Raw genomic sequence first — 23,559 nt, 5'->3', positions numbered from 1 at the left:
CGGCGTACACTCAAAACAGGAGTCACACCATGAAGAAGACTTTCAGCCATTTCGCTCTTGCCGCCGCCGCTGTTACCGCTCTAAGCATGCCGCTTGCCGGAGGTGCGTTTGCTGCCACAAACCATCAAACGATGACGTTGGCCGCTAATGACAACGTGGAGAAGGCAGAGGAAACAGTTTCCGACACATGGATCACTGGAAAGGTGAAATCTTCTTTCCTTGCTGATGATCATATCAAAGGGACCGATATCAAGGTCGAGACCAACAAAGGTGTAGTCTCCCTTTCAGGTACTGTTGCGACAGACGCTCAGCGTGAGCTGGCTGTTGAGAAAGCAAAAAATATCAAAGGCGTTAAAGCCGTATCGGCTGATGGCTTGAAATCGGCCGAGTAATCTAAAGTGGCGGGCTTGAAGCCCGCCACTTTTAGTATCTGTGAGGTAAGTGCCATGTCTGGAAAAGCAGATGCCTTTGTGGATCTGATTGAAGTTTCTCGTAATGGCAGAACATTCTACGAGTCAGCGATCAATGCAGTGAGCAGTCCCCAGCTCAAAGCGTTGTTCTCTGAGATGGCTCAGATGAAAGCAGGTCTGGTTATCCTGTTAAGTAGCCAGACATCCTTGCATGGCAGGCAGCCTGCTAATGACAGTCTTTTTGTAAGCTCTTTCAAAGTACTTTATGAACAGACCAGAGCTGCTCTGGCAGAAGCGGGGGATACCACCTATATTCAAGTGTTAGAGGAGTCTGAAGACCAGCTTCTCCACCTGCTGGAACAGGCCATACACGATATGCCCGAACTGGAAGCCAAGCCGCTGGTTCAGGAGCAGCTACAAAAAGCCAAGCTGTGCCATGATCACCTTTTAGAGCTCAAGCTTCGCCTTAACGTGGCCTAATTACTGGCCGCGCTTGCTTTCAATCTTGAACAGCCGGTCGCCGCGAAACGTCAAATAGTGATACATGCCGTTCCATGGGCCATACACCCATTCTTCGACTTTAACGTCGCTGCGTCTTCTGTAACTGTCTACGACCTCAATGTAACCCAGGTTAGCACGGCTGCCGGGCCTTCCACATTTACGGTAAATTTCGCTGATATGGTCATCTGTATTGACCAGCTGACTACCGCATCGTAAGGACTCGGCATGAGCAGGCCACACTATGGTAGAGAGGATGAGCAGTACAGAGACTCGAAGAGCATTAAAGGGCATGGACAGGCTCTAATCACGTGTGAATTCGATGCTGACAAGCCGGTTGGCTTCAAATGTCAAAATGTAGGTTCCACCATTCCAGGGACCGTAAACCCATTCTTCCCGTGTCGATTCCCTACGACCATAGTCACCCTGCGTGTAGCCTATAAAATCTCGATGCGCAGGTTCGCCGCATTTCCGTTGTACCTCAAACGTACGGTCGCCCCGGTTAACCAAGTTACTGCCGCAGCGGAGCGTGTCACCTAGCGCCACCGAGGCGGAGAGCGCTAGTAATAGGGCTATGGCGGTTGTGGTGTATCTCATCTGCTGTCCTAGCTACTGCCAAGATGAAGTTGTGCCGCGATACGCCCATTATTGCCTTGCTGGCTTGTATTGACATCAATTAAATAAATACGGCCTTCCTCAAGCCCGGCCTTTTCTACGAGGTATTGCTTGATGTTTTGAGCACGCGCCTGTGCCAGTCGTCGCAGAAGCAGATCACTCGTTTTCCATGAGTCAAGAATGGCGGCACTCAGACGCTGCTGCCGCTCGGTATCGCTCAGGTGTGTCCACTCGGCAGGCGGCTGTTGTTTAAGGCGGGTACGGTAAATCCCCTCCAGCAAGGCAGGTCGCATATCTTCCGGTACGGCAAGCTGGGTGGCATCTGCGGGAACCTTGTCGCCTCGCCGCTGCAGCAAATTGTAGTACTGTGTCTGGAATTCGCGCTCCAAGCGCTGCGCAGAAAGTGAAGGGCCGTCGATCTCAACCGCGCTACGGCCTTCTACATCCAGTTGCAGCTGCGGACGCCTTTTTAGCGCCTGGGCCAGCGTATCGAGCGACTGACGCGCCTCACCCGTCAAGTTGACCGAGGCCGCTTCAAAGGGTATCTCGTTGAGATCCGTTTCTGCTCGACCTGCCAAGCCTGCCAGCATCTTGAAGGGCGATTGGACGGCCCTTGCAATGACGTTGCGCATCGTTTGCCAGATGATGGGCGCCACGCTGAAGTTAGGGTCGTTGAGGTTACCCGCGACAGGGAGAGTCAGGTCAATTCTGCCGTGGGAGTCCTTGAGTAGCGCAACCGCAAGCCTGACAGGCAGGTCGACGGCATCAGGGCTGTCAATCCGTTCACCTAGCTCAAGCTGATCCAATACCAGATGGTTTTGAGCATCCAGCTTGCTGTTGTCGATCCGGTAGTTGAGATCCAGGTCCAGGCGCCCTTTGCGGATGGCATAGCCGGCGAATTTTCCGGAATAGGGCGTAAGGGTTGTAAGTTCAACATGACGGAATGCTGCTGTCACGTTGAGTTTGTTGAGCGGATCTAGTGGGTTCAGACGACCTTTGATATTGACGGGTGCAAAGCGATCCACCTTGCCGGTCAGGCTTATTTCCGCCGGATCGGAGGCCTTTGTATCCAGCGTGCCGATCTGACCGTTCAGCTCCTGAATAGCCGTTATGAAGCTGGGCGTAAGGCTATAGTCTGCAAAATTGGCCGAGCCGTTAACAACATGAATACCGCCGATGTGCAGGGTTAGCGGAGGGGTGTTGTCAGGTGCTTCGTCTTTGGGTTGAGGAATCAGCAGCTGACGAAAGTTGGTGGTCAGGTCTTCGTTGATAATAAGACGGGCATAGGGACGCAGCAGGGTAATGTCATCAATGGCGAGACGCTGGCCATGCTCGTAGCTGATACCTTTGAGCGTAAGCGTTTGCCAGCGCAGGAAGTCACGCTGGCGCTGGGTATCTAGAGTATGTAGCTGGGTGAGCTGGGCCTGCCCGGTCACGGACAAGGCAAGAGGCGCTGTATCATGGAGGGAGAGGTTGATGTCGCTTGCCAGCATGCCGCTCCGCACTTCAAGGCGGATATAGGGAGCAATATAGGCTTGGGCCAGACGCAGGTCGATATCATTATTCACAATATGCAGGCGAGCGGTCACAGGACTCAGTATCAGCTCACCGCTAACCTCAAGCTGCCCATGTAGACCAACTTGAGCGTTGAGGTTGACCGTGGTCGGCATTTGGCCTGCCAGATCAAGGCTGGATAACGCCAGGTTGATGTTCTTTATGTCCAGATCTACAGGTGCTGACGCGGCCAGGTCTTTTAGATGAAGGCGGCCGCCTTGTAGGTCAGTCTTGCCAATGCTGATCTGCCAATTCGGTGTGTCGGGCAACGCCTCGGGTTGCTTCGGGAAGGTGAACAACTTGGCCCAATCCAGCTGACCGTCCCGATCCCGAGAGACCCAGGCCTCCAAGTTTCGGGTCTCGAGCTTTCCCAGATGAATTTGGCGTTTGGTTAGGTCCAGTGTGGCATCGGCAATAGCGAGGTGGTTTAGATGTATCTGTGGCGTGGCATTGACTGCTTTGCTGGAAAACTCATCAAGGCTCAGGCTGGTCTTGGACAGTTGTAGTTGAAAGATTTTTCCTGTTTCGAGGTGGTACTGAGCATGCCCATTCAACCGACCCTTATCGAGTGAAAGCGGTAGCGCTTCGCTGACGTAGGCCCACCAGGGGGCCAGCGCAGCCTCCTTGAGTTCCAGAGAGCCATTAAGGGTGAAAGGGACCAAGTGGAGCGTTCCTTCGCTTGTGAGTGCACCATCCTGGCCTGCTTGGGCATTTAGGCTGTAGCGGCCTGGGTTTTCTGTGCGGGTGCCGATGTTTTCCAGGGTCAGATCAATGGGGTTGAAACTCACTTCGACGGGCTGTTTGAGCTGTTGATCTCGGTAATGCACCTGGGCCTTCTGAAGGGCAAGAGCATCGATGGTCAAGGGAAAGGGTTGCTCGGTTGAATTTGCCGTAGGCTTGTCTTGAGGGTCGGAATTCTCAGACGTTTTAAACAGCTCGGTAAGATTTAGCGTACCGTCTTTCTCGAGCGTAACGTCGATAACGGGCTCTTCCAGCTCCAGACGCGCCAGATGTGCTTCCATTCGCCATAAGCTGTTCAGCTCAAGGTCAGCATAGAGGCGCTTGGCTGCCAAGACGGGGTGTTCGGGAGAACCAATGCGAAACCCCTTCAGTTCTACTTTAAATGTGAAGGGATTGAAGGTGATCTCATCAATCTGAGCAGGCTGCGTGGTGTAACGCGTCAACTGTTGGTTTGCAACGTGCAACGCAACGCGCGGGAGAATCAGAAAACCAAGCAGGCAATACAGCAGGAGGAGCGACAACACAATGGCGGCGCGTTTCAATGCTTTGGGCATGGCGTCTATCCATCAAGAGTGCTCTCCAGTATCGCACGTGCCGCTGTGGTTCCAACGGCAGCATGCGCAAAGCGTGATCGTTACAACTGTAAAATCAAGGTCTTAAGGGGCGGCTGGCCGTCAAAGGACGGGAAGTCCTCGTCTGGCGCGATAACCTGACAGTCACGTACCGGTCTTCCTTGTTTGCTGGCGCAGCGCAGGACAGACTCGCGCCATTCTGCCATGGAGACTTTGGCCAGGTTGTTACAGCACACCAGGGTGCCGTTTTCGGCAGTAGCCAGAAGCGCTGGTTTGAGCAGGCTTTGATAGTCACGCTGAAGGTCTACCGTTCCAAAGGCACTTTTGGCCCAAGCCGGTGGATCAAGAAATACAAGGTCGAATTGCTTTGGGTCCAGGCGAGGATAACTGGGCAAGCGCTGGCCTCGACGATGAGTGATAGGTAAGCCGGCTAGCTGGCGAATAGCGGGGAAATAGTCCGACTGAACGAACTGCATGGGCGGCAATGAAGGATTGAGAGTACCGTTTTCCTGACCTACAGCCAGATTGCGCGTAGCGAAGTCCAGATTCCAGACCTCCTGCGCTCCACCAGCCGCCGCGCAGAGTCCTACACCGCAAGTATAGGCAAAGAGATTCAGGACTGACTTGTCCTGGCTGTTCTGCTTGACCCAGCCTCGCGCGTTACGCAGGTCAAGAAAGAGTAACGGGTCTTGGCCGGCATGGCGGCCCCGCACACGATAGGTCAAGCCCCATTCGCGAGCGGCGGTGGCCTCCAGTGCATCTGGTTCGGTTGTATGGGCGGTGCTGCTGCGATCAATCCGGGAATTGCCTTGCGACCGGTCGTTATAGACAAGAAATAATTCCTGGCCCAAAAAACGCTGAACCTGCTGATGCAGTGCAAGGATTACCTCATTTTCAACAGGAGCATGAAAGCTCTGAATCAGTAACTGCGGGCCGTACCGGTCGAGTGTAAGTCCTGCTGCTCCCTCCTGTGATCCATGAAACAGTCGATAGCAATCCGTACCCTGGGTATGAAGTCGTGCCAGGAGCGACTCACGGCGGGACAATGCTGTGTCCAGGGCGGAGAAAAGGGTTTGCATGGGCAGGCCTTGAAGCGAAGAGCAATGAAGGCGTACAGAATACAGATTATTGTGGGCTGCCGTGCGACCGATCAGGGCTTGGTGGGCTGACCCATGCGGCGTCGTGCCCGATGTGAGGAACCGTTGCGAACCGCCCAGCGTAGCAGGGGAGCTGTACGGTTGACTCCAGCCCTTACCAAATGCCGCTCCGCATGGCCGGGCAGGATATCCAATTGCTGGGCGGCCCATTCAGGTAGCAGATCAATCCCTGCTCTCATGATCAGTGAACCGAACGGCTTGGCCAGCGCACTGGGTGCCGGCGCTGAAAGCAGGATCTGCGTAATCTCACGCGTACGTTCGTCACAGACCAGCTCTGGGCGCATCATATTGAGGTAGTGTTCGATTTCTATCCGGGATGCCGGGACCTGCTGAGCCCCCAGTTGCTTGGCAATCAGAGAGACTTCGCGGTAATAACGGTCCTGCTCTGCGAGGGAAAAGTGGGGATTGAAATAGCGAAGGTAGGCTTTCAGGAAGCTGCTTACCTCTGCGACGTGTACCCACGTCAAAAGATCAGGGTCATCGGCTGCGTAAGGGCGTCCATCCAGGGCAACTCCTTTGATATGACCATGAATCGTCCGGACTTTTTCGATCAACCGTTGTGCATCGGCCTGGTTGCCAAAGGTAGTGGCGGCAATGAATTGGCCGGTACGCCGTAATCGGCCCAGCATATCTTCTCGAAAGCGGGAGTGATCCCAGACACCTGCCAGTGCCAAGGGATGCAGCATTTGCAGAAGCAGGGCGGCGACCCCGCCGATCATCATGCAGGTAAAGTCACTGTGTACCTTCCAGCAGGCGGAGTCAGGTCCGAACAGGCCAGGGTCCCCAGGTGGGTTTTCGTAATCGACTCCGCCCAGGCTTAGCCCGGTAAGGCTCATGACCTGACTTTCAATACGGCGTCGCAGGATTTCCATTACAGCCCCAAATGATGCTTCATCACGTAAAGCTTAATGGATAACGAGCCGCCAGACATCCAACGCTATGCCCGGCGGCGGTTTTACTCACTTTTTGGCTGCAAGATTCTGCCGATGCTCAATCAGCTCCTGCACGACGGAAGGATCAGCCAGGGTGGAGGTATCGCCCAGAGTGTCCAGCTCATCACAGGCAATCTTGCGCAGGATACGTCGCATGATCTTGCCAGAGCGTGTCTTGGGTAGCCGCGGCGCCCACTGGAGGAAGTCCGGTTTTGCAAAGCTGCCAATCTCGGAACTGACCTGAGCCAGCAGGCGCTTTTTCAGCTCATCCGTGGGTTGCACACCGCCCATTGGGGTGACAAATGCATAGACGCACTGGCCTTTCACATCATGGGGGCAGCCTACTACAGCGGCCTCGGCCACTTCGTCATGTAAAGCCAGCACGCTTTCCACTTCTGCCGTGCCGATCCGGTGGCCGGATACGTTGATTACGTCATCCACGCGGCCGGTAATCCAGTAATACCCATCTTCATCACGGCGGGCACCGTCACCGGTGAAATAGTAGCCGGGGTAAGCCTTGAAGTAGGTATCGATCATACGTTGATGATCGCCATAGATGCTTCGGATCTGGCTGGGCCAGCTGGCCTTGATAGCCAGAACACCTGCGGCAGGACCTTCGATCTCCTTGCCCTTGTCGTCCAGAAGAACAGGCTGAACGCCAAAGAAGGGGCGTGTAGCCGAGCCGGGCTTGAGGTCCGTTGCGCCAGGGAGCGGTGCGATCAGGATGCTGCCTGTTTCGGTCTGCCACCATGTGTCGACAATAGGGCAGCGCTTCTCACCTACGACGCGGTAGTACCATTCCCACGCTTCAGGGTTAATGGGCTCGCCTACACTACCCAGCAAGCGGAGGCTGGCGCGGGAGCTTTTGTGCACATGGGCGTCTCCCTCACGCATTAGTGCCCGAATGGCGGTGGGGGCTGTATAGAAGATGTTAACCTGATGCTTATCCACGACCTGCCAGAAGCGTGAGGCATCCGGATAACTGGGCATGCCTTCGTACATCAGCGTTGTTGCCCCATTGGCCAAGGGACCATAGACGATGTAACTGTGGCCGGTTACCCAGCCGACGTCCGCGGTGCACCAGAAGATCTCACCTTCGTGATAATCGAATACATACTTGAAGGTCATTGCAGAGCCCAGCAGGTAACCCCCGGTGGTATGTAATACCCCTTTGGGTTTACCGGTCGAGCCCGAGGTGTAGAGGATGAAGAGCGGATCTTCCGCATCCACCGGTTCGGCTGGACATTCATCACTGACGTTTTGCACGGCGTCGTGGTACCAAACGTCCCGACCTTCGGTCCATGCAATATTGCCCTTGGTGCGCTGTACTACGATCACGTTGGAAACATTCGGGCATGAGGCCAAGGCCTTATCCACATTGTTTTTGAGCGGGACACATTTGCCGCCGCGGGTCCCTTCATCGGCAGTAATGACGGTACGGCAATCGGCATCCAGGATACGGTCGCGCAGGGCATCGGGAGAAAAACCGCCAAACACCACGGAGTGGACCGCACCCAGCCGGGAGCAAGCCAGCATGGCATAGGCCGCTTCGGGAATCATGGGGAGATACAGGCACACACGGTCGCCTTTCTTGACGCCATGCGCTTTCAGAGCGTTAGCCAGCCTGCAAACATTCTGGTGCAACTCACGGTAGGTGATTTTCTGGGAGTCAGAGGGATTGTCGCCTTCCCAGATAATGGCGACCTGGTCCGCACGCTTGTCCAGATGGCGGTCGATACAGTTGTAGGACACATTCAGTTGACCACCCTTGAACCACGAGGCTTCACCCTTGGCCAGATCGCTATGGTGAACTTCATCCCACGGTTTGAACCAGTCAAGCATGGCTTTGGCCTGCTCACCCCAAAAGCGCTCAGGGTTTTCAATGGACTGGTGATAGAGACGCTCATAGCCTTCTTTATCCAGAAGGGCTTGCTTTTGCACTGTTTCGGGCACGGGGTAGCGATGGTGTTCCGACATGGCGGGCTCCTGTTGTGGTTGTTCTCCGCTTCCATCCACATTAGGCGCTATTTGGGCGATGGGGTTCAGCCAGGCGATAGAGTGTGTGTATTTCTGGCCGAAAGTCGTAGGTAAAAATAAAAAACGCCGCAAGAGCGGCGTTTTGAGCGGAGCGGATTGGTCAGCCGCGATGGTGCTGGCGGAAGTACTCGATCAGACCTTGAGTCGAGGCATCTTCCGCAGCCTCTTCTCCGTTGCCAACCAAATGCTGATAGACGCTGTTACCCAGCTCTTTACCTAGCTCTACGCCCCACTGGTCAAAGGCATTGATACCCCAGATCACGCTTTGTACGAATACCTTGTGCTCATAGAGCGCCACCAGGGCGCCTAGGCTGCTCGGGGTTACGCGCTCGAATACCAGCGTATTGCTGGGGCGGTTGCCCGGGATGACCTTGTGTGGAGCCAGGAATGCTACTTGCTCATCAGGCAGGCCCTTAGCGCGCAGTTCGGCTTCCGCTTCTTCAAGCGTCTTGCCGCGCATGAGGGCCTGGCTCTGGGAGAGGCAATTGGCATACAACCAGGGGTGATGGTCAGCAATGGGATGATGGCTGGAGGCCGGCACGATGAAATCGCATGGAATCATCGGGGTGCCCTGGTGCATCAGCTGGTGATACGCGTGTTGCCCATTGGTGCCTACGCCACCCCAGATGACCGGGCCGGTTGCCGTGGCGACGGGAGTACCGTCCTGGCGAACACGCTTGCCATTGGACTCCATATCCAGCTGCTGCAAATGCTTAGTGAAGTCGCGCAGATAGTAATCGTAGGTCAGTACAGCGTGGCTCTGAGCATCCCAGAAGTTGCCATACCACACACCCAGCAGGCCCAGCAGCACGGGCAGGTTGCTTTCGAAGGGCGTGTTCAGGAAGTGTTGGTCCATAGCATAGGCGCCGGCCAGCAATTCCTTGAAATTGGATACACCGATGGCAATGGCAACAGGCAGGCCGATTGCCGACCACAGCGAGTAACGGCCGCCGACCCAATCCCACATCGGGAAAATGTTTTCTTCGCTGATCCCGAACTCAACGGCTGTCTTCACATTGCTGGAGACCGCAATGAAATGCTTGTGCAGATCCTGCTCGGCGCAGCCCTGGCCAAGGCACCACGCACGTGCAGCCTGGGCGTTTTTCAGGGTTTCCAGGGTACCGAAGGATTTGGAAGAAACGATGAATAAGGTCGTTTCGGCTTCCAAGCCGGTCACCAGCTCATGGAATTCGCTGCCATCGATGTTTGCGAGGTAATGGCAGCGGACCTGCGACTGTGCGTAAGGCGTGAGTGCCTCGGCAACCTGCTGGGGCCCGAGGAAGGAGCCGCCGATGCCGATATTGACGACATCTGTGATCGGCTTGCCTGTGTGTCCTCGCCAGAGGCGGTTATGGATACGGTTGACCAGGTCGGTCATGCGGCCCAGTACGCGATGTACCTCCGGCATGACATCCTGCCCGTTCACCATCACCTTGTCGCCTAGCGGGCGGCGCAGGGCTGTATGGAGTGCAGGACGATTTTCCGAGGAATTGACGGGCTCGCCTGACAATAACGCTTTGATCGCGCCTTCAAGGTTTGCTTCACGTGCCAGGTTGATCAGCAGGTCGCGAGTCTGCTGAGTTAGCAGATTCTTGGAGTAGTCCAGAAACAGCCCGCAGGCGCTCAATGAAAATTGCTTGAAGCGTCCTGGGTCCGCCGCGAACGCATTACGCATAGTGAAGGACTGCATCTCCTGACGATGTTCTGTCAGTGCCTGCCAGGACTTCAACTCGGTAACGTTGATAGGCTGTTTGTAATACTCCATTGGGATTCGCTTCCTTCTGTAGGTATTGTCGTACGTTGTGCACTACATCTTGGGATAAAGCTTGTGGCACGCCCGGCTATAGCACGCCAGATAGAGCGCGTCAGTCAAGCTAATGATGGCCGTCAGACACGAAAAAGCCCGGGGTGTTCCGGGCTTTAGCGAAGCGGTGCTCATCCTGCTGATTAGATATCAAGTTCGAATGACAAATTATCAATCAACCGCGTGTTTCCAACATAGACGGCCAATAGTATTACCAGTTGTCGATCGGCTTCTGCCGCCGGGCGCAATGTGCCTTGCTGACGAAGCTCCAGATAATCCACTCGCAGGCCATCCGCTTCAAGCTGCTGTCTGGCCTCGTCGAGCAGGGCAGGGTAGTCGCGGCGACCTGCCTGGATACGCTCGGCCACTTGTTTCAGCAGGCTATACAGGCAAGGGGCCGTGGCGCGCTGTTCGCCATTGAGGTAGCCGTTACGTGATGATAGTGCCAGCCCATCGGTGTCTCGAACGGTAGGCTGACCTATGATCTCGATAGGCATGTTCAGGTCATTGACCATCTTGCGGATGACGGCAAGCTGCTGGTAGTCCTTTTCACCAAACACAGCGACATCAGGCTGGACCATGTTGAATAGCTTGCTGACAACCGTGGCGACGCCTTCGAAATGACCGGGGCGGCTGCCGCCACACAGGCCCTCCGAAACGACCGGGACGCTGACCCGTGTCTGGTGGTCCATCCCTTCGGGATACATCTCCGATACGGCAGGTGCAAACAGAACTGCGCAGCCGGCCGCTGCCAGTTTCTCCTGGTCAGCGGCAAGCGTTCTCGGGTATTTGTCCAGGTCTTCGGTGGGACCGAACTGCAGTGGATTGACGAAAATACTGGCAACCACGAAATGGCTATTGGCCCGCGCTGTATCAACCAGGGCGACATGGCCTGCATGCAGGTTGCCCATAGTGGGAACAAAACCGATGCGCTTGCCTGTGCGACGGGCCTCGGCGACTGCGTTTCGCAGCTCGCTGATAGTGTGTACGGTAATCATGCCGAAAATCCGTGTTCTGGTGCGGGAAAGGTGCCGCTCTTGACAGCCTGGACATAGGCTGTGAAGGCTTCCTGGATACTGCTCTGGCCGGCCATGAAATTCTTCACGAACTTGGGTGAGCGGCCTGTCAGAGCAAGGCCTAGCATGTCGTGCATGACCAGTACCTGCCCATCCGTGTCCGCGCCAGCACCGATACCGATGACCGGTATGTTGGCAGCGCGTGTGATGTCGGCCGCCAGCGGGCTGGGGACACACTCAAGCACAATCATGGCAGCTCCGGCTGCCTCAAGCGCCTTGGCATCTTCACGCAGCTGCTGGGCGCGAGCCTCATCACGCCCTTGTACCTTGAAGCCACCAAACACATTTACTGACTGAGGCGTAAGGCCCAGGTGCGCGCAGACCGGAACGCCCCGTTCAGCCAGCTGGCGAATAGGCTCTGCCAGCCAGGCAGCGCCTTCCAGCTTGATCATGTGCGCGCCGGCCTGCATCAGTGCGCCAGCATTCTGGAAGGTCTGCTCCAGTGTCGAGTAAGCCATGAAGGACATATCGGCCACGATAAGTGCGCCACGATTGCCGCGTTTTACACAGGTCGTGTGATAGGCCATATCGGCTGTGGTAACAGGCAGTGTACTGTCGTGGCCCTGAAGGACCATGCCCAGGGAGTCGCCTACCAGCAGTATTTCGACGCCCGCCTGGCTAGCCGTATGGGCAAAGGTCGCGTCATAGCAGGTCAGCATGGTGATTTTTTCACCGCGCTGTTTCAGCGCCTGCAAAGTGGTGAGGGTAACCTCAGGCATATCAAACTTCCTCTTCAGGCTGTGTCCTGAATGGCTGGGGACATAACAGTCGTATCTTTTTGTTCTGGTTGATGGCTGTAGCGAACTACAGATCTCATCGCTTGCCTGCCAATTCTGCAGAGGACACAGCCTGTCTGTAGGCGGTAACAAAGGGATGGCCAGGCAAGTGGGTGCCTATAGTCTCGGCGAGTTCAGGGGAAGTCAATCACGATGTGTTACCGGAACGTTACGGTAACACTATGACTTGCAAGTCCCTTATTCCAGTCGCTCCAGGCCCACGAACGGGCACTGGTCCAGCAGAGCCTGCAACAGGCTGCCATCGGGCAGGCGCAACTCACCCGAGGCAATTTCGGCCAGAGGGTAGAGAACGAACGCCCGGGCATGCATGTGATAGTGCGGTACGGTCAGGCGGGGCTCATTGATCGTGTGGCTGCCGAATAGCAGGATATCAAGGTCTAGTGTTCTGGGGCCCCAGCGCTCATCCTTGCGGACTCGACCCTGCTGTTGCTCGATGGCTTGCAGCTCATCCAGCAGCGCAAGTGGTTCCAGAGCGGTATCAAGCGCCGCGACAGCATTTACATAGCGGGGCTGATCAGCCGGGCCCAATGGGTCGCTTCCATAAAAGGAGGATCGGGAGACAAGTCGGCTTTGCGGAAGTGTATTCAACGCCGCCAGCGCTGATTCAAGCTGGGTGCGGGGCTCCGCCAGATTACTGCCGAGCCCGATGTAAACACGCTCCATCGATTACTCCGCTGGCGGGGTAGGTTTGTCGGTGCCAGGTGTGCGACGCTTGCGTGACCCACCGCCACGGCGGCGCTTGCGGACCGCGCCCTTGCCGTCCTCCTGACTCAGTTCACGAATCATCTCTCGACGTTGACTGTCGCTGACTTCCTGATAATGCGTCCACCATTGACCCAGGTTACCGGTACGCTCGCCGGCGCTCTCACGCAACAGGAGGAAGTCATAGCCTGCCCGGAAGCGGGGGTTTTCCAAGAGCATATCGGCGCGTTTGCCTTGACGGCGAGGCAAGCGTTCCTGCATGTCCCAGATCTCGCGCATGGGAATGGTAAAGCGCTTGGGAATGGCGATCCGGCGACACTGTTCGAGCGTAATGTCGTGAGCCGCTTCCTGCATGGCTGGAATCGGCGGCAGCCCCTTTTCCTGATGGTAATCCACGCGGGCGGGAAGGGCAGGCCAGAGCAGCGCTGCAAATAGGAAGGCGGGTGTTACCGGCTTGCCTTCACGAATACGTGCGTCCGTATTGGCCAACGCCTGCTTGATGAGACGGCCTGTGTATTCAGGGTTCTTTTCGAGCGCTTCAGCTGTTGCCGGGAACAGAGGGGCAAAGAGATCATAGGTGACCAGCAGCTCATAGGTGCGCTCTGCGTTACCGCTCAGGAACAACTTGAGCACTTCATCGAAGAGACGGGAGGCTGGGATGTCCCTCAACAGGTGTGCCAGGCGGCGAATAGGTGCTGCTGTCTGCTCTTCGATCTCGAAGCCCAGCTTAGCCGCGAAGCGCACGGCTCGCAGCATGCGCACTGGATCTTCCTGGTAGCGCTGCTCGGGATCTCCAATCAGGCGAATCAGGCGATTACGAATATCCGAGGCGCCATTGGCATAGTCGAAGATACGTTCCTGGGTAGCTTCGTAGTACAGGGCATTGATCGTGAAGTCACGCCGCTGTGCATCCTGCTCCTGATTGCCGTAGATGTTGTCACGAAGGATGCGCCCACTTTCGTGGCGGGCGGAGTGAACGGAGTCTTCATCCTCTTCTTCTTCGGGGTGATTGGCACGGAAGGTCGCCACTTCAATGATCTCTCGGCCAAAATGCACGTGGACCAGCTTGAAGCGACGTCCAATGACGCGTGCATTGCGAAATTCAGCGCGTACCTGCTCAGGCGTTGCGTTGGTCGCGACGTCGAAATCCTTCGGCTCAACGCCCAGCATCAGATCTCTTACGCAACCACCGACCAGATAGGCCTGGTAGCCAGCCTTCTCCAGCCGATCCACAACGCTCAGGGCATGGCGACTAATCTGTTCACGCTCCAGCGCGTGCTGGCTACGAGGAATCACGATAGGTAGTTCAGGCTTACTGGGTGCGCGACGTAATGGCGAACGCAGGGACTGGATCAGCTTTTTCAGCATTGATAGCACTGTTCTTGAGGTCGGCGGAGCGAGCGGAAACCCGCGGTTATGGCGGATTCTAGCATTATAGGAGGGGATCTTGAATGATGGCTGGCGTGAAGCTTAAGGCACTGGGGGAGCCGAAGCTCCCCCCCAAATTGGTACGTGCTTTGTTTTTATTGTTATATCGAACCTGTTGTTTTTCTTGTCTGGTCCGTCCTGGTCGGATACCTGCCGCCAGGAGGGCTCCCAAATTCGGGGCCAAGAGCAAACGGATTACTTTGGACGCTGATGTCGTCATGATCACAATTGATCTATCCAGTGCAGGTGCTGCCTCAGGGCAGTTTTATTGTTCTCGGCCTGGTACGGGGCAAATGCTCCGCAATCGACTCTTCTCCAAAATGATCAGTTAGCTACGCCTCCGCCTGCTTGTTCTTATTGTGCTGGAGTCGTTACGTCTTATTTTTATTAGGGGTTTTACTGATTTTTTATTTTTGTTGTGCCAGATATAAAGCAGATGCTGTGCCAACTTTTGAAAACCGTTTTAAAACAATGGCTTATGAAAATATGTAGTGTTTTTTGAGGCGGGCAACATGAGAAATTCGTTACCGTTAACCTCGCCTGATGTTACGGCGGTAACACATTCTGAAATGATGGCCCTGTGTTACCCGCAAAAAAAACGCATCGGTAACGATGCGTTTTCTGTCTATCAGGACAGGTCGGTACTGGTAGCGCCCGTTTTTCGGCGCGGAATACCAAGCCGTTGACGTCGCTCCCACAAGCACTTGCGACTTATGCCAAGCTTGCGGGCTAATTCGGTCTCGGTCATGTGGTCCTGGTGTTCAAGCACAAAGTGCTGGAAATAGTCCTCCAAGGAAAGGTCTTCCGTAGGCTCATGGCTGACATTGGAGGAGCCCAGAGGCGTCTCGAGTGGATCCAGGAAGTGTTCGGAAAGGTCCAAATCTTCCAGTTCAATATCGATGCCGAGCAGGTCCGGTTCGATTTCGTTCTTCTCGCTGAGAATGACGGCTCGTTCGATTGCATTCTCCAGCTCCCGAACGTTACCCGGCCAGCTGTAATGGCGAATGGCGAGTTCAGCTTCCTGGCTGAAATGCATGGCCTCGCGACCCATGCGGTTGGACTGGCGGGCCAGAAATACGCGGGCGATTTCCAGCACGTCATTGCTTCGCTCACGCAACGGCGGAAGGCGCAGGGAAATAACATTCAGACGATAATAGAGGTCTTCCCGGAATTGCCCGGTCTTGGCCAATGTCTTCAAATCACGGTGAGTGGCTGCAATCAGGCGGACATTGACCTTTTGCGACTGCACCGAGCCGACGCGGCGAATCTCGCCCTCCTGCAAGACACGCAGCAGGCGTGCCTGAGCTTCCAGCGGCAGCTCGCCGATTTCGTCCAAAAAGAGCGTACCGCCATCAGCTGCCTCGACCAGACCGGTGCGGCTTGCGCTAGCACCTGTAAAGGCACCTTTCTCATGGCCGAACAGTTCGGACTCGATCAACGTTTCGGGAATGGCAGCGCAGTTCACAGAAATCAGAGGCGCTTTTACCCGGCGTGACAGGTTATGAAGTGCACGAGCCACCAGCTCCTTGCCCGTACCGGACTCCCCCTGAATGAGCACGGTGGAATCAGTAGGGGCAACCTTGCGAATCTTGCCGTATAGATCCTGCATGGGAGCACAACTGCCGATGATACCAATGTCGCTGTCGTGGACTGGCAGCGCTTCGCCGCGACTGGCTGGACGCTCCGGCGGTGTCTGCTGCGGGGCCTGTTCGCGCTCGATGAGAATGCGTGCAACCGCTTGCAGCATCTCGTCATGGTCGAATGGCTTGGCGATGTAGTCGACAGCGCCTTGCTTCATGGAGTCTACGGCAGAGCGCAGGCTGGCATAGCTGGTCATGATCAGCACCGGCTTGCCTGCAGCCAGGTCGATCAGCTCAGTACCAGGGGCACCGGGCAGGCGCAGATCACTAATAATCAGGTCGAACGATGGAATGTCGTAACGATCCTGCGCTTCCTGCACAGAGCCAGCCTCGCTGACTTGAAACTGATTGCGCTCGAGCAATCGGCGCAGGGCCGAGCGAATGATGGTTTCGTCTTCGACGATCAAAATATGTGCCATATTGGGCTCTCTCGACGGTGGCAGAGCGGAGGCGCCAGGCAGTGGCGCATCTCGTTTCCGCTCTACGTTCCGGTTACGGCTCGATCAGGTTGTTCAAAATGACGCGGCAAATTCACACGTATACGCGTACCGCGGCCTTGCACAAGGTCGATCGGGCTGTCGATCATTATGTCTCCATAATGCTCTTCCACGATGGAATAGACCAGAGCAAGGCCAAGTCCCGTCCCTTTACCAGGGTCTTTGGTTGTAAAGAAGGGCTCGAAAAGACGGCTGATTATGGCTTTTGGGATGCCGGAGCCTTCGTCCTCGACGATAAGCGTTACCGTCTGCCCACGGGCTTCGCTACGCACCTTAATCGTGCCGGTGGGTGGCGAGGCATCGCGAGCATTGGACAATAGATTGATCAATACCTGAGCGAGCCGCTGCGGGTCGCCTTTGACCCAGTGCTCCGGATCGCACAGGTTCTGGAACTCGACATCGACGCTGCGGCGGTTAAGCGACAACAGCGAGATGGCTTCTTGTGCAGTATCTAACAGTCTGACCGGCTCTGGGTCATGTTGCCGACCACCGGCATGAGCAAAGCTCATCAGCGATTGAACGATGCGGGTGATGCGGCGTGTCTGCTCGACGATCTGTCCGCTAATCTCCTGAATTTCTGCATCCGCTTCGCGTTCTTCCTGAAGGATCTGTGCCAGGCAGGCAATACCGGTAACCGGATTACCAATCTCGTGGGCGACTCCTGCTGCGAGGCGGCCAATAGAGGCGAGGCGCTCGGAGTGAATCAGTCGATCTTCGAGCAGCTGGGTCTCACTGATGTCTTCCACGACCAGAACGTTGCCGCTGTTACCGGGAGCAAGGGGCTCGTCGATGGCCGCCTTGTGCAAATTGAGCCAGCGCTGGTTGCTGTCGAGTGCCAGGCGCTGTTTGTATAGATGCTGGTCGGGAGAGCGGAGAAAGCGTTCGAACAGGGCTTTCCAGGGCTCAGGTAGTGCCGAAAGGCGCGAGCCTACAACTTGCACTGAGTCGATGTTTGTCAGCCGCTCCATGGCCCGGTTCCACATCAGGATCTCGCAGTCCTGGGCTAGCGCGCAAACACCCATGGGCAGTTCCTGCAGGGTTTGCCGGTGGTAACGACGCAAGGCGTCCAGTTCGGCTGCAAGACCTGTAAGACGGGACTGATAATCTTCCAGACGGCTTTCAATAAAATGGATGTCTTCGGTGACATAGGCCTCGCTGCCTTCCTTGTAAGGCAGGAACGTTTCGACGATATCCTGGGCGACCCGTGGCCCCATCAGGCCTGACAGGTTGGCCTCGATACGGTCTCTGAGCCGACGTAGCGCGTACGGGCGACGCTCGTCGAAGGGAAGCAGCAGATCGCTGAGGGCGCGCTCTACTTCCTTCTGGGCGGTCTTGGCACCCAGGGGCTTGGCCAGCTGAGTAGCGAACTCCTGGGGCGAGGCGGCAATCAGCTCCCGCCGCTGGGGCCGTCTGACATTGTCTACCGCACAGGCTTCCGCCGCGCTTTTTTCCTCATCGCTGGCTTCGGTGAACAGAGAGACCAGTGCAAACACCAGAACGTTAGCGGCCAGTGACGCCAGGGCTGCCAAGTGCCAGTTGGTGGCATCGATGTAGTAGGAGAAAGGACCGACTTCGAAGCCTTTCATGAAGCCAAGCGCCGGCAGCAGCATGGTCAGCGTCCACAGGCCCATGCCGGTCAGAAGGCCTGCGATGAAGCCGCGGTGATTGGCGGTCTGCCAGTAGAGAACGGATAATGCGCCTGGTAGAAACTGCACCGTGGCCACAAAGGCAACAATGCCAAGACTCGACAGGTCGCTATGATTACCGATCAGGCGGTAAAACCCATAGGCGGCCATGATGATGGCTGCAATCAATCCGCGGCGCGTCCAGCGTAACCAGCGATAGATATTGCCGTCGGTAGGTGGCTGATACAGGGGCAGCACCAGGTGGTTGAGCACCATGCCAGACAAGGCCATGGTCATCACGATGATCACGCCGCTGGCGGCGGACAGGCCTCCTACAAACGCTACCAGCGCCAGCAGCGGTTTATCCAGTGCCATGCCCACGCCCAATGTGAAATATTCCGGGCTCGTGGGAGCTCCAAGAGCAAGACCGCCCCAGAGAATCGGTGGAATAGCCAGGCTCATCAATAACAGGAATAACGGAAGGCCCCAGCTGGCGCTGACAAGGGCTCGGGGGCTCAGGTTTTCCGTGAACGCCATGTGATACATGTGTGGCATCACGATGGCCGCCGCAAAAAAGACAAGGAGCAGGATCCGCCAGGGGCCTTCCTGCAAGGGTGTATGCAGTGTGGAAAGTGCTGTCTGATTCTGGGTCAGCCAGGTTTCAAGCCCAGAGGGACCGTCGAACACGGTATAGAGCGTTACCAGGCCAACAGCACCTAGCGCGATGAGCTTGACCAGCGATTCGAAAGCAATCGCTACCACGAGTCCTTCATGGCGTTCGCGAGCGGTAATCTGTCGCGCGCCAAACAGCATGGCGAACAGCGTAATCAGAAAGCAGAAGGCCAGTGCCGGGCCGTCCTGTGCCGGTGCGCTGATCAGAATGCCCGTACTGGTAGCGACCGCCTGGATCTGAAGGGCCAATAGTGGCAGAACGGCAACCACCATCAGCAGGGCCGTGAGTGCGCCTGCCCAGGTACTTCGAAAGCGAAAGGCGAAAAGGTCTGCCAGTGAAGACAGCTGATAGACACGGGTCAGCCGCAGAATGGGGTAGAGCAGCACAGGCGCCAGCAGAAATGCGCCACATAGACCCAGATAATAGGAAAGAAAGCCGTACCCATAGTCATAAGCCAGGCCAACCGTTCCGTAAAAGGCCCAGGCGCTGGTGTAGACGCCCAAGGACAGGGTATAGATGATCGGATGTCTGACCAGGCGGCGGGGGACCCAGCCTCGCTCGGTCATCCAGGCTACGCCAAAGAAAATCAGCAGATAACCTGCGCTAATGGCAAGCAGTTGGGAAATACTAAAGCTCATCGGCATCGCGTTGGCTCTGAAGAATAAAAGTAACCACGATCAGAATCAGCCAGAGTAGGTAAGGGCGATACCAGGCACCAGTCGGGTCGATCCACCAATCCATGATGGCAGGGGAAAACAGGTAGATGCCCACAACCAGGAGCAGGACCAACCGGTAGATATACATACTGCATTCTCAAATAGGCCTTGGCTGGATGGTAGCCGATGGATGGGGGAGCCTGCATCCGTTAACGCAGGTCTGCCTTATCCGTTTTGAGACAATCTGCGTTGTTACCGGAGTTCAGCTTCGGCAAGTGTATGGGTATGTGGTATCCGGGCAGGCTGCCAGGATTGTATACCCCAGGTCAGAATCTCTCGGGCACTGGCGCCATGGAGCTCGGAGGATGGCTGCTGGCCTAGCGCACGCAGGGCTCTGAGCAGTAGCGGTCCGGCTTGATCGTGCGGAAGAGGCGGGGAGCGGTACGATTTGCCCAGCTTGTGTCCGTCAGGCTGAATGATCAGCGGGACGTGCAGGTAGCGAGGCTGGGGAAAGCCCAGCAGTTCCTGCAGATAGAGCTGACGCGGCGTGGAGTCGAGAAGGTCTGCACCTCGGACGATATCGGTAATGCCCTGCCAGGCATCGTCCAGTACCACGGCGAGTTGATACGCAAACAAGCCATCACGCCGACGGATAATAAAGTCGCCTACGTCCCGTCCTAGATGCTGGCGGAATTCGCCTTGTACCCTGTCGGTAAAGGCATATTCGAGCTCAGGAACCCGGATGCGTATCGCGGCCATGTCATGGGCATGCTGGGCGTTACGGCAGTGGCCTGGATACAGTCCCCCATAGCCTTCCAGCTGTTTGCGCGAGCAGGTACAGGCATAGGCCAGGCCGCTATGCAGCAGGCGCGCTACGGTAGCCTCATAGGCATCATGACGATCACTTTGCCGCTCTACGGCGCCATCCCATTCGAAGCCATAGCGTTCCAGCGTGTCGAGAATGGCTGTTTGGGCGCCTGGAACCTCACGAGGCGGATCGAGATCCTCCATGCGTACAAGCCAGCGTCCTCCTACGGCACGGGCGTCCAGATAAGACGCAACGGCTGCAACCAGTGACCCGAAATGCAGGTAACCGCTAGGTGTCGGGGCAAACCGGCCTATATAGGATGAGGTCGTCATGGTGGGGAATGACAATCGTTAAAAAGCAAGCGGGGCGCCTGAGCGCCCCTTGATCGATCAGGAACCGATCTGCTTTTCCTTGATTTCCGCCAGTGTCTTGCAGTCGATGCACAGACTGGCAGTCGGACGGGCTTCAAGGCGGCGGATACCGATTTCGATACCGCAAGAGTCGCACCAGCCGTATTCGTTGTCTTCGATCAGCTGAAGCGTCTCGTCGATCTTCTTGATCAGCTTGCGCTCACGATCACGGGTACGTAGCTCGAAGCTGAACTCTTCTTCCTGGGTCGCACGGTCGGCCGGGTCGGCATGGCTGCCGGCATCTTCCTTCATGTGACTTACAGTGCGGTCTACTTCTTCCCGCAGTTCCTGCTTCCATTTATTCAGGATGTTAGTGAAATGGGCGCGCATGCGCTCACTCATGTACTCCTCGCCAGACTCCTCCTGATAAGGTTCGAAGCCACGGGTCAAAGGGGTGTTTTGCTGTTTTTCGTCGGTCGCCATGGATGACCCTCTCACTTTCGCTAATCCTGTCCGCAGGCTGGATACGTCTACTGGGCAAGAGGCCCCCGCGGATGCAAGCGGGCGAACTTACCAGAAGCCTTGGTGCGGCGCTACTACCTGAAGTCCTTGTTATCAAGCCCCAAGGCATATCTTGTGGGTCTTGCTCGAGTTATATGTATTGGTGCCGTCTTTATAGCCTTGGTTAGAATCCCCTCTCTCTAACAAGTTCGGATAGACCATGACCAAATCATTTAGTGCACGTAGCCGTGCCATTGAGCCCTTCCATGTCATGGCCCTGCTGGCTCGTGCCAATCAGTTACAGGCCGCTGGGCATGATGTCATTCACCTGGAGATCGGCGAGCCGGATTTTACGACAGCAGAACCCATCGTCCAGGCTGGGCAGGCGGCGCTGGCGAATGGTAATACCCGTTACACCGCTGCGCGAGGTCTGCCTGAGCTGCGCGAAGCCATTGCCGAATTCTATGCCAAGCGCTATGCCGTCAATATTGATCCCGAACGCATTATGATTACGCCCGGAGGCTCAGGCGCACTTCTGCTAACCAGTGCGCTTCTGGTCGACCCGGGCAAGCACTGGCTGATGGCTGATCCCGGTTATCCCTGTAATCGCCATTTCCTGCGCCTGATCGAAGGGGCGGCCCAGTTGGTACCGGCCGGCCCGCAGACGCGCTACCAATTGACGCCCGAGCTCGTCGACGCCCATTGGACGCAAGACAGCGTAGGTGCTCTAGTAGCATCGCCTGCCAATCCCACGGGAACGGTCCTGCACAGGGATGAGTTGGAGGCACTCTCCAGGAGTCTATCCACGCGAGGCGGTCATCTGGTAGTGGATGAGATCTACCATGGTCTGACCTATGGGTTGGACGCGACAAGCGTGTTGGAAGTCGATGACGAGGCCTTCGTTCTGAACAGTTTTTCCAAATACTTTGGAATGACCGGCTGGCGCCTGGGCTGGCTTGTCGCACCGTCGGAGGCTATTCCAGAGCTCGAGAAGCTGGCACAAAATCTTTATATCAGCGCACCCACGATTGCTCAGCATGCGGCCTTGGCCTGTTTCAAGCCAGACGCGATCGAGATTTTCGAGGCCCGGCGTACAGCGTTTCAGCAGCGTCGCGACTTCCTGCTGCCAGCCTTGCGGGCGCTGGGCTTTAAAGTTGAGGTCGAGCCGGAAGGCGCGTTTTACCTCTACGCCGATATGTCTGCCTTTGGCGGTGATGCGTATGCTTTTTGCCAGCACTTTATCGAGACCGAGCATGTAGCCTTTACTCCGGGGCTCGACTTCGGACGCTACCGTGCCGGTCAGCATGTCCGCTTTGCCTATACCCAAAGCCTGCCGCGGTTGGAGGAGGCCGTCACACGCATTGCTCGCGGCCTCAAAACCTGGCGTCCCTGATCATCGAAGCGGAAGTAGTCCATGCAGTTTGATCCACCTCTGGAAGAGGGGCTTTTGATCCGGCGTTATAAACGTTTTTTGGCTGATATCGAGACGGTGACGGGCGAGACTCTGACGATTCATTGCCCGAATACCGGATCGATGCTCAATTGTCAGGCAGAGGGCGCTCGTGTCTGGTTCAGCCGTTCCAATGATCCCAAGCGCAAGCTTCCTGGGACATGGGAGCTTGTAGAGACGCCTCACGGGCGGCTCGCCTGCATCAATACCGGCAGAGCGAACCGGTTGGTGGAGGAAGCGCTATTGGCTGGGGTAATTCCAGAGCTTGCCGGCTTTAGCACGTTGCGTCGTGAGGTGGCTTATGGCGCTGAAAATAGCCGGGCGGATTTTCGTTTGACGTATCCCTCAGGAGAGGTTTTTGTCGAGGTGAAGAGCGTAACGCTCGGCTACAATATGGACTGTGTGGCAGCTTTCCCGGACGCCGTTACGGTTCGGGGAGCCAAGCATCTACGTGAATTGTCGGCGCTGGCGCGTGAGGGCGCGCGTGCGGTGCTGGTGTATTGCGTCAATCTCACAGGTATCGAGGCGGTTCGTCCTGCCGGTGATATCGATCCTGCCTACGGACGTGCATTGCGCGAGGCGCTGGAGGCCGGAGTCGAGATTCTGGCTTACGGTGCTGATGTTACGCCACAAGCCATACAGGTGACTCGTCGGCTTAAGGTCGTGATGTAACTCTCGGTGGAATGAGCACGACCACGCCGTTGTGCCCTTCACAGGGCACGAATGAGTCATGACGGTGCAGCGACCAATGGATTCAGTAATGTGAGGCCGACTGATTCTGGTGTGCATGGGGAAAATGCGGGCCGGCAGCGGCTCTTGCCTGAATCCTGTTCAGCGAGTCAGGTTTGGCATATCCCGTGCTTACGCTTCCTCCCACTTTATAAACGTATCAATACGTAACCTTTTTGTAATGCGGTTACTCCGTACAGGGTAAAGCCTATGGCCTTCTGCTGTGCCTAATCTGGCGGGTGATGTAACCCTTTGAAGGAGTGCAACATTGGAGTACGCGGTTATTTCTCGTTTCTTCACCTGTTTA

At 56.2% G+C, this 23,559-nt stretch carries 20 protein-coding genes; 4 read left to right on the top strand and 16 right to left on the bottom strand.

What is annotated here, in order from left to right; genetic code table 11:
* The first annotated feature begins 29 nt into the window (after positions 1-29).
* Both JQR86_RS17105 and JQR86_RS17100 read left to right on the top strand, forming a co-directional pair.
* Positions 30-392: a BON domain-containing protein gene (locus JQR86_RS17105; RefSeq protein ID WP_010796815.1), complete on the top strand. Its 363-nt coding sequence runs from the start codon at positions 30-32 to the stop codon at positions 390-392.
* A gap of 54 nt (positions 393-446) precedes the next feature.
* On the top strand, positions 447-890 hold the full coding sequence (locus JQR86_RS17100) for a PA2169 family four-helix-bundle protein (protein ID WP_010796816.1): 444 nt from the start codon (positions 447-449) through the stop codon (positions 888-890).
* On the opposite strand, the gene JQR86_RS17095 is transcribed toward JQR86_RS17100, so the two are convergent.
* The 16 genes from JQR86_RS17095 to dksA all read right to left on the bottom strand — a co-directional run bounded on the left by JQR86_RS17095 (position 891) and on the right by dksA (position 21,055).
* On the bottom strand, positions 891-1,202 hold the full coding sequence (locus tag JQR86_RS17095) for a DUF2845 domain-containing protein (protein WP_010796817.1): 312 nt from the start codon (positions 1,200-1,202) through the stop codon (positions 891-893). It abuts the gene before it with no gap.
* Between the two features lie 9 nt (positions 1,203-1,211).
* The gene (locus JQR86_RS17090) at positions 1,212-1,505 is read right to left on the bottom strand and encodes a DUF2845 domain-containing protein (protein WP_010796818.1); all 294 of its coding nucleotides are present in this window, start codon (positions 1,503-1,505) and stop codon (positions 1,212-1,214) included.
* Between the two features lie 8 nt (positions 1,506-1,513).
* Entirely contained in the window at positions 1,514-4,372 is a 2,859-nt protein-coding gene (locus tag JQR86_RS17085; protein WP_434153955.1) for a DUF748 domain-containing protein, read from the bottom strand.
* A gap of 80 nt (positions 4,373-4,452) precedes the next feature.
* Complete coding sequence (locus JQR86_RS17080; protein ID WP_286788082.1) at positions 4,453-5,469, bottom strand: class I SAM-dependent rRNA methyltransferase; 1,017 nt, start codon at positions 5,467-5,469, stop codon at positions 4,453-4,455.
* 71 nt (positions 5,470-5,540) lie between these two features.
* Entirely contained in the window at positions 5,541-6,419 is an 879-nt protein-coding gene (locus tag JQR86_RS17075; protein ID WP_434153954.1) for an oxygenase MpaB family protein, read from the bottom strand.
* Between the two features lie 87 nt (positions 6,420-6,506).
* A complete protein-coding gene (gene acs / locus JQR86_RS17070; protein WP_404628332.1) occupies positions 6,507-8,456 on the bottom strand; it encodes an acetate--CoA ligase in 1,950 nt (649 codons plus the stop codon).
* Positions 8,457-8,616: 160 nt separating this feature from the next.
* Positions 8,617-10,281, bottom strand: coding sequence for a glucose-6-phosphate isomerase (gene pgi / locus JQR86_RS17065; protein ID WP_019367425.1), 1,665 nt, complete (start codon positions 10,279-10,281; stop codon positions 8,617-8,619).
* Between the two features lie 182 nt (positions 10,282-10,463).
* Positions 10,464-11,318 carry a pantoate--beta-alanine ligase gene (gene panC / locus JQR86_RS17060; RefSeq protein WP_434153953.1) on the bottom strand — a complete coding sequence of 285 codons (855 nt, stop codon included), beginning with the start codon at positions 11,316-11,318 and terminating at the stop codon, positions 10,464-10,466.
* Positions 11,315-12,115, bottom strand: coding sequence for a 3-methyl-2-oxobutanoate hydroxymethyltransferase (gene panB / locus JQR86_RS17055; protein ID WP_434153952.1), 801 nt, complete (start codon positions 12,113-12,115; stop codon positions 11,315-11,317). The genes panC and panB overlap by 4 nt, the downstream gene beginning before the upstream one ends.
* Before the next feature lie 255 nt (positions 12,116-12,370).
* A complete protein-coding gene (folK, locus tag JQR86_RS17050) occupies positions 12,371-12,856 on the bottom strand; it encodes a 2-amino-4-hydroxy-6-hydroxymethyldihydropteridine diphosphokinase (protein ID WP_286788077.1) in 486 nt (161 codons plus the stop codon).
* 3 nt (positions 12,857-12,859) lie between these two features.
* A complete protein-coding gene (locus tag JQR86_RS17045; protein WP_434153951.1) occupies positions 12,860-14,263 on the bottom strand; it encodes a polynucleotide adenylyltransferase PcnB in 1,404 nt (467 codons plus the stop codon).
* A 688-nt stretch (positions 14,264-14,951) separates the two neighbouring features.
* Complete coding sequence (locus tag JQR86_RS17040; RefSeq protein WP_434153950.1) at positions 14,952-16,382, bottom strand: sigma-54-dependent transcriptional regulator; 1,431 nt, start codon at positions 16,380-16,382, stop codon at positions 14,952-14,954.
* A gap of 62 nt (positions 16,383-16,444) precedes the next feature.
* Positions 16,445-19,402, bottom strand: coding sequence for a sensor histidine kinase (locus JQR86_RS17035; RefSeq protein ID WP_074829436.1), 2,958 nt, complete (start codon positions 19,400-19,402; stop codon positions 16,445-16,447).
* The gene (locus JQR86_RS17030) at positions 19,386-19,562 is read right to left on the bottom strand and encodes a hypothetical protein (protein ID WP_010796831.1); all 177 of its coding nucleotides are present in this window, start codon (positions 19,560-19,562) and stop codon (positions 19,386-19,388) included. Before JQR86_RS17030 ends, JQR86_RS17035 begins: the two co-directional genes overlap by 17 nt.
* 104 nt (positions 19,563-19,666) lie before the next feature.
* Positions 19,667-20,554, bottom strand: coding sequence for a tRNA glutamyl-Q(34) synthetase GluQRS (gene gluQRS / locus JQR86_RS17025; RefSeq protein WP_407362767.1), 888 nt, complete (start codon positions 20,552-20,554; stop codon positions 19,667-19,669).
* A gap of 57 nt (positions 20,555-20,611) precedes the next feature.
* A complete protein-coding gene (gene dksA / locus JQR86_RS17020) occupies positions 20,612-21,055 on the bottom strand; it encodes an RNA polymerase-binding protein DksA (protein ID WP_010796833.1) in 444 nt (147 codons plus the stop codon).
* Between the two features lie 238 nt (positions 21,056-21,293).
* On the opposite strand from dksA, the gene JQR86_RS17015 reads away from it, so the two are divergent.
* Both JQR86_RS17015 and sfsA read left to right on the top strand, forming a co-directional pair.
* A complete protein-coding gene (locus JQR86_RS17015) occupies positions 21,294-22,466 on the top strand; it encodes a pyridoxal phosphate-dependent aminotransferase (RefSeq protein ID WP_434153949.1) in 1,173 nt (390 codons plus the stop codon).
* 21 nt (positions 22,467-22,487) lie between these two features.
* Positions 22,488-23,195 (top strand): DNA/RNA nuclease SfsA, encoded by a 708-nt coding sequence (sfsA, locus tag JQR86_RS17010; RefSeq protein ID WP_434153948.1) that lies wholly within the window; start codon positions 22,488-22,490, stop codon positions 23,193-23,195.
* Positions 23,196-23,559 lie beyond the last annotated feature (364 nt).

The organism is Pseudomonas sp. JZ134 (assembly GCF_051027695.1).
Taxonomy (GTDB): Bacteria; Pseudomonadota; Gammaproteobacteria; order Pseudomonadales; family Pseudomonadaceae; genus Chryseomonas; species Chryseomonas luteola.
Note: the sequence above shows the minus strand (reverse complement) of the source record. Positions and strands in the feature narration are given on the sequence as shown.

Coding starts and splice junctions, on each gene's coding strand:
- gluQRS (WP_407362767.1), bottom strand. CDS start 20,554: ATGACGACCTCATCCTATATAGGCCGGTTTGCCCCGACACCTAGCGGT.
- JQR86_RS17035 (WP_074829436.1), bottom strand. CDS start 19,402: ATGCCGATGAGCTTTAGTATTTCCCAACTGCTTGCCATTAGCGCAGGT.
- JQR86_RS17015 (WP_434153949.1), top strand. CDS start 21,294: ATGACCAAATCATTTAGTGCACGTAGCCGTGCCATTGAGCCCTTCCAT.
- pgi (WP_019367425.1), bottom strand. CDS start 10,281: ATGGAGTATTACAAACAGCCTATCAACGTTACCGAGTTGAAGTCCTGG.
- JQR86_RS17095 (WP_010796817.1), bottom strand. CDS start 1,202: ATGCCCTTTAATGCTCTTCGAGTCTCTGTACTGCTCATCCTCTCTACC.
- sfsA (WP_434153948.1), top strand. CDS start 22,488: ATGCAGTTTGATCCACCTCTGGAAGAGGGGCTTTTGATCCGGCGTTAT.
- JQR86_RS17045 (WP_434153951.1), bottom strand. CDS start 14,263: ATGCTGAAAAAGCTGATCCAGTCCCTGCGTTCGCCATTACGTCGCGCA.
- JQR86_RS17030 (WP_010796831.1), bottom strand. CDS start 19,562: ATGTATATCTACCGGTTGGTCCTGCTCCTGGTTGTGGGCATCTACCTG.
- JQR86_RS17090 (WP_010796818.1), bottom strand. CDS start 1,505: ATGAGATACACCACAACCGCCATAGCCCTATTACTAGCGCTCTCCGCC.
- panC (WP_434153953.1), bottom strand. CDS start 11,318: ATGATTACCGTACACACTATCAGCGAGCTGCGAAACGCAGTCGCCGAG.
- JQR86_RS17075 (WP_434153954.1), bottom strand. CDS start 6,419: ATGGAAATCCTGCGACGCCGTATTGAAAGTCAGGTCATGAGCCTTACC.
- acs (WP_404628332.1), bottom strand. CDS start 8,456: ATGTCGGAACACCATCGCTACCCCGTGCCCGAAACAGTGCAAAAGCAA.
- dksA (WP_010796833.1), bottom strand. CDS start 21,055: ATGGCGACCGACGAAAAACAGCAAAACACCCCTTTGACCCGTGGCTTC.
- JQR86_RS17085 (WP_434153955.1), bottom strand. CDS start 4,372: ATGCCCAAAGCATTGAAACGCGCCGCCATTGTGTTGTCGCTCCTCCTG.
- folK (WP_286788077.1), bottom strand. CDS start 12,856: ATGGAGCGTGTTTACATCGGGCTCGGCAGTAATCTGGCGGAGCCCCGC.
- panB (WP_434153952.1), bottom strand. CDS start 12,115: ATGCCTGAGGTTACCCTCACCACTTTGCAGGCGCTGAAACAGCGCGGT.
- JQR86_RS17040 (WP_434153950.1), bottom strand. CDS start 16,382: ATGGCACATATTTTGATCGTCGAAGACGAAACCATCATTCGCTCGGCC.
- JQR86_RS17100 (WP_010796816.1), top strand. CDS start 447: ATGTCTGGAAAAGCAGATGCCTTTGTGGATCTGATTGAAGTTTCTCGT.
- JQR86_RS17080 (WP_286788082.1), bottom strand. CDS start 5,469: ATGCAAACCCTTTTCTCCGCCCTGGACACAGCATTGTCCCGCCGTGAG.
- JQR86_RS17105 (WP_010796815.1), top strand. CDS start 30: ATGAAGAAGACTTTCAGCCATTTCGCTCTTGCCGCCGCCGCTGTTACC.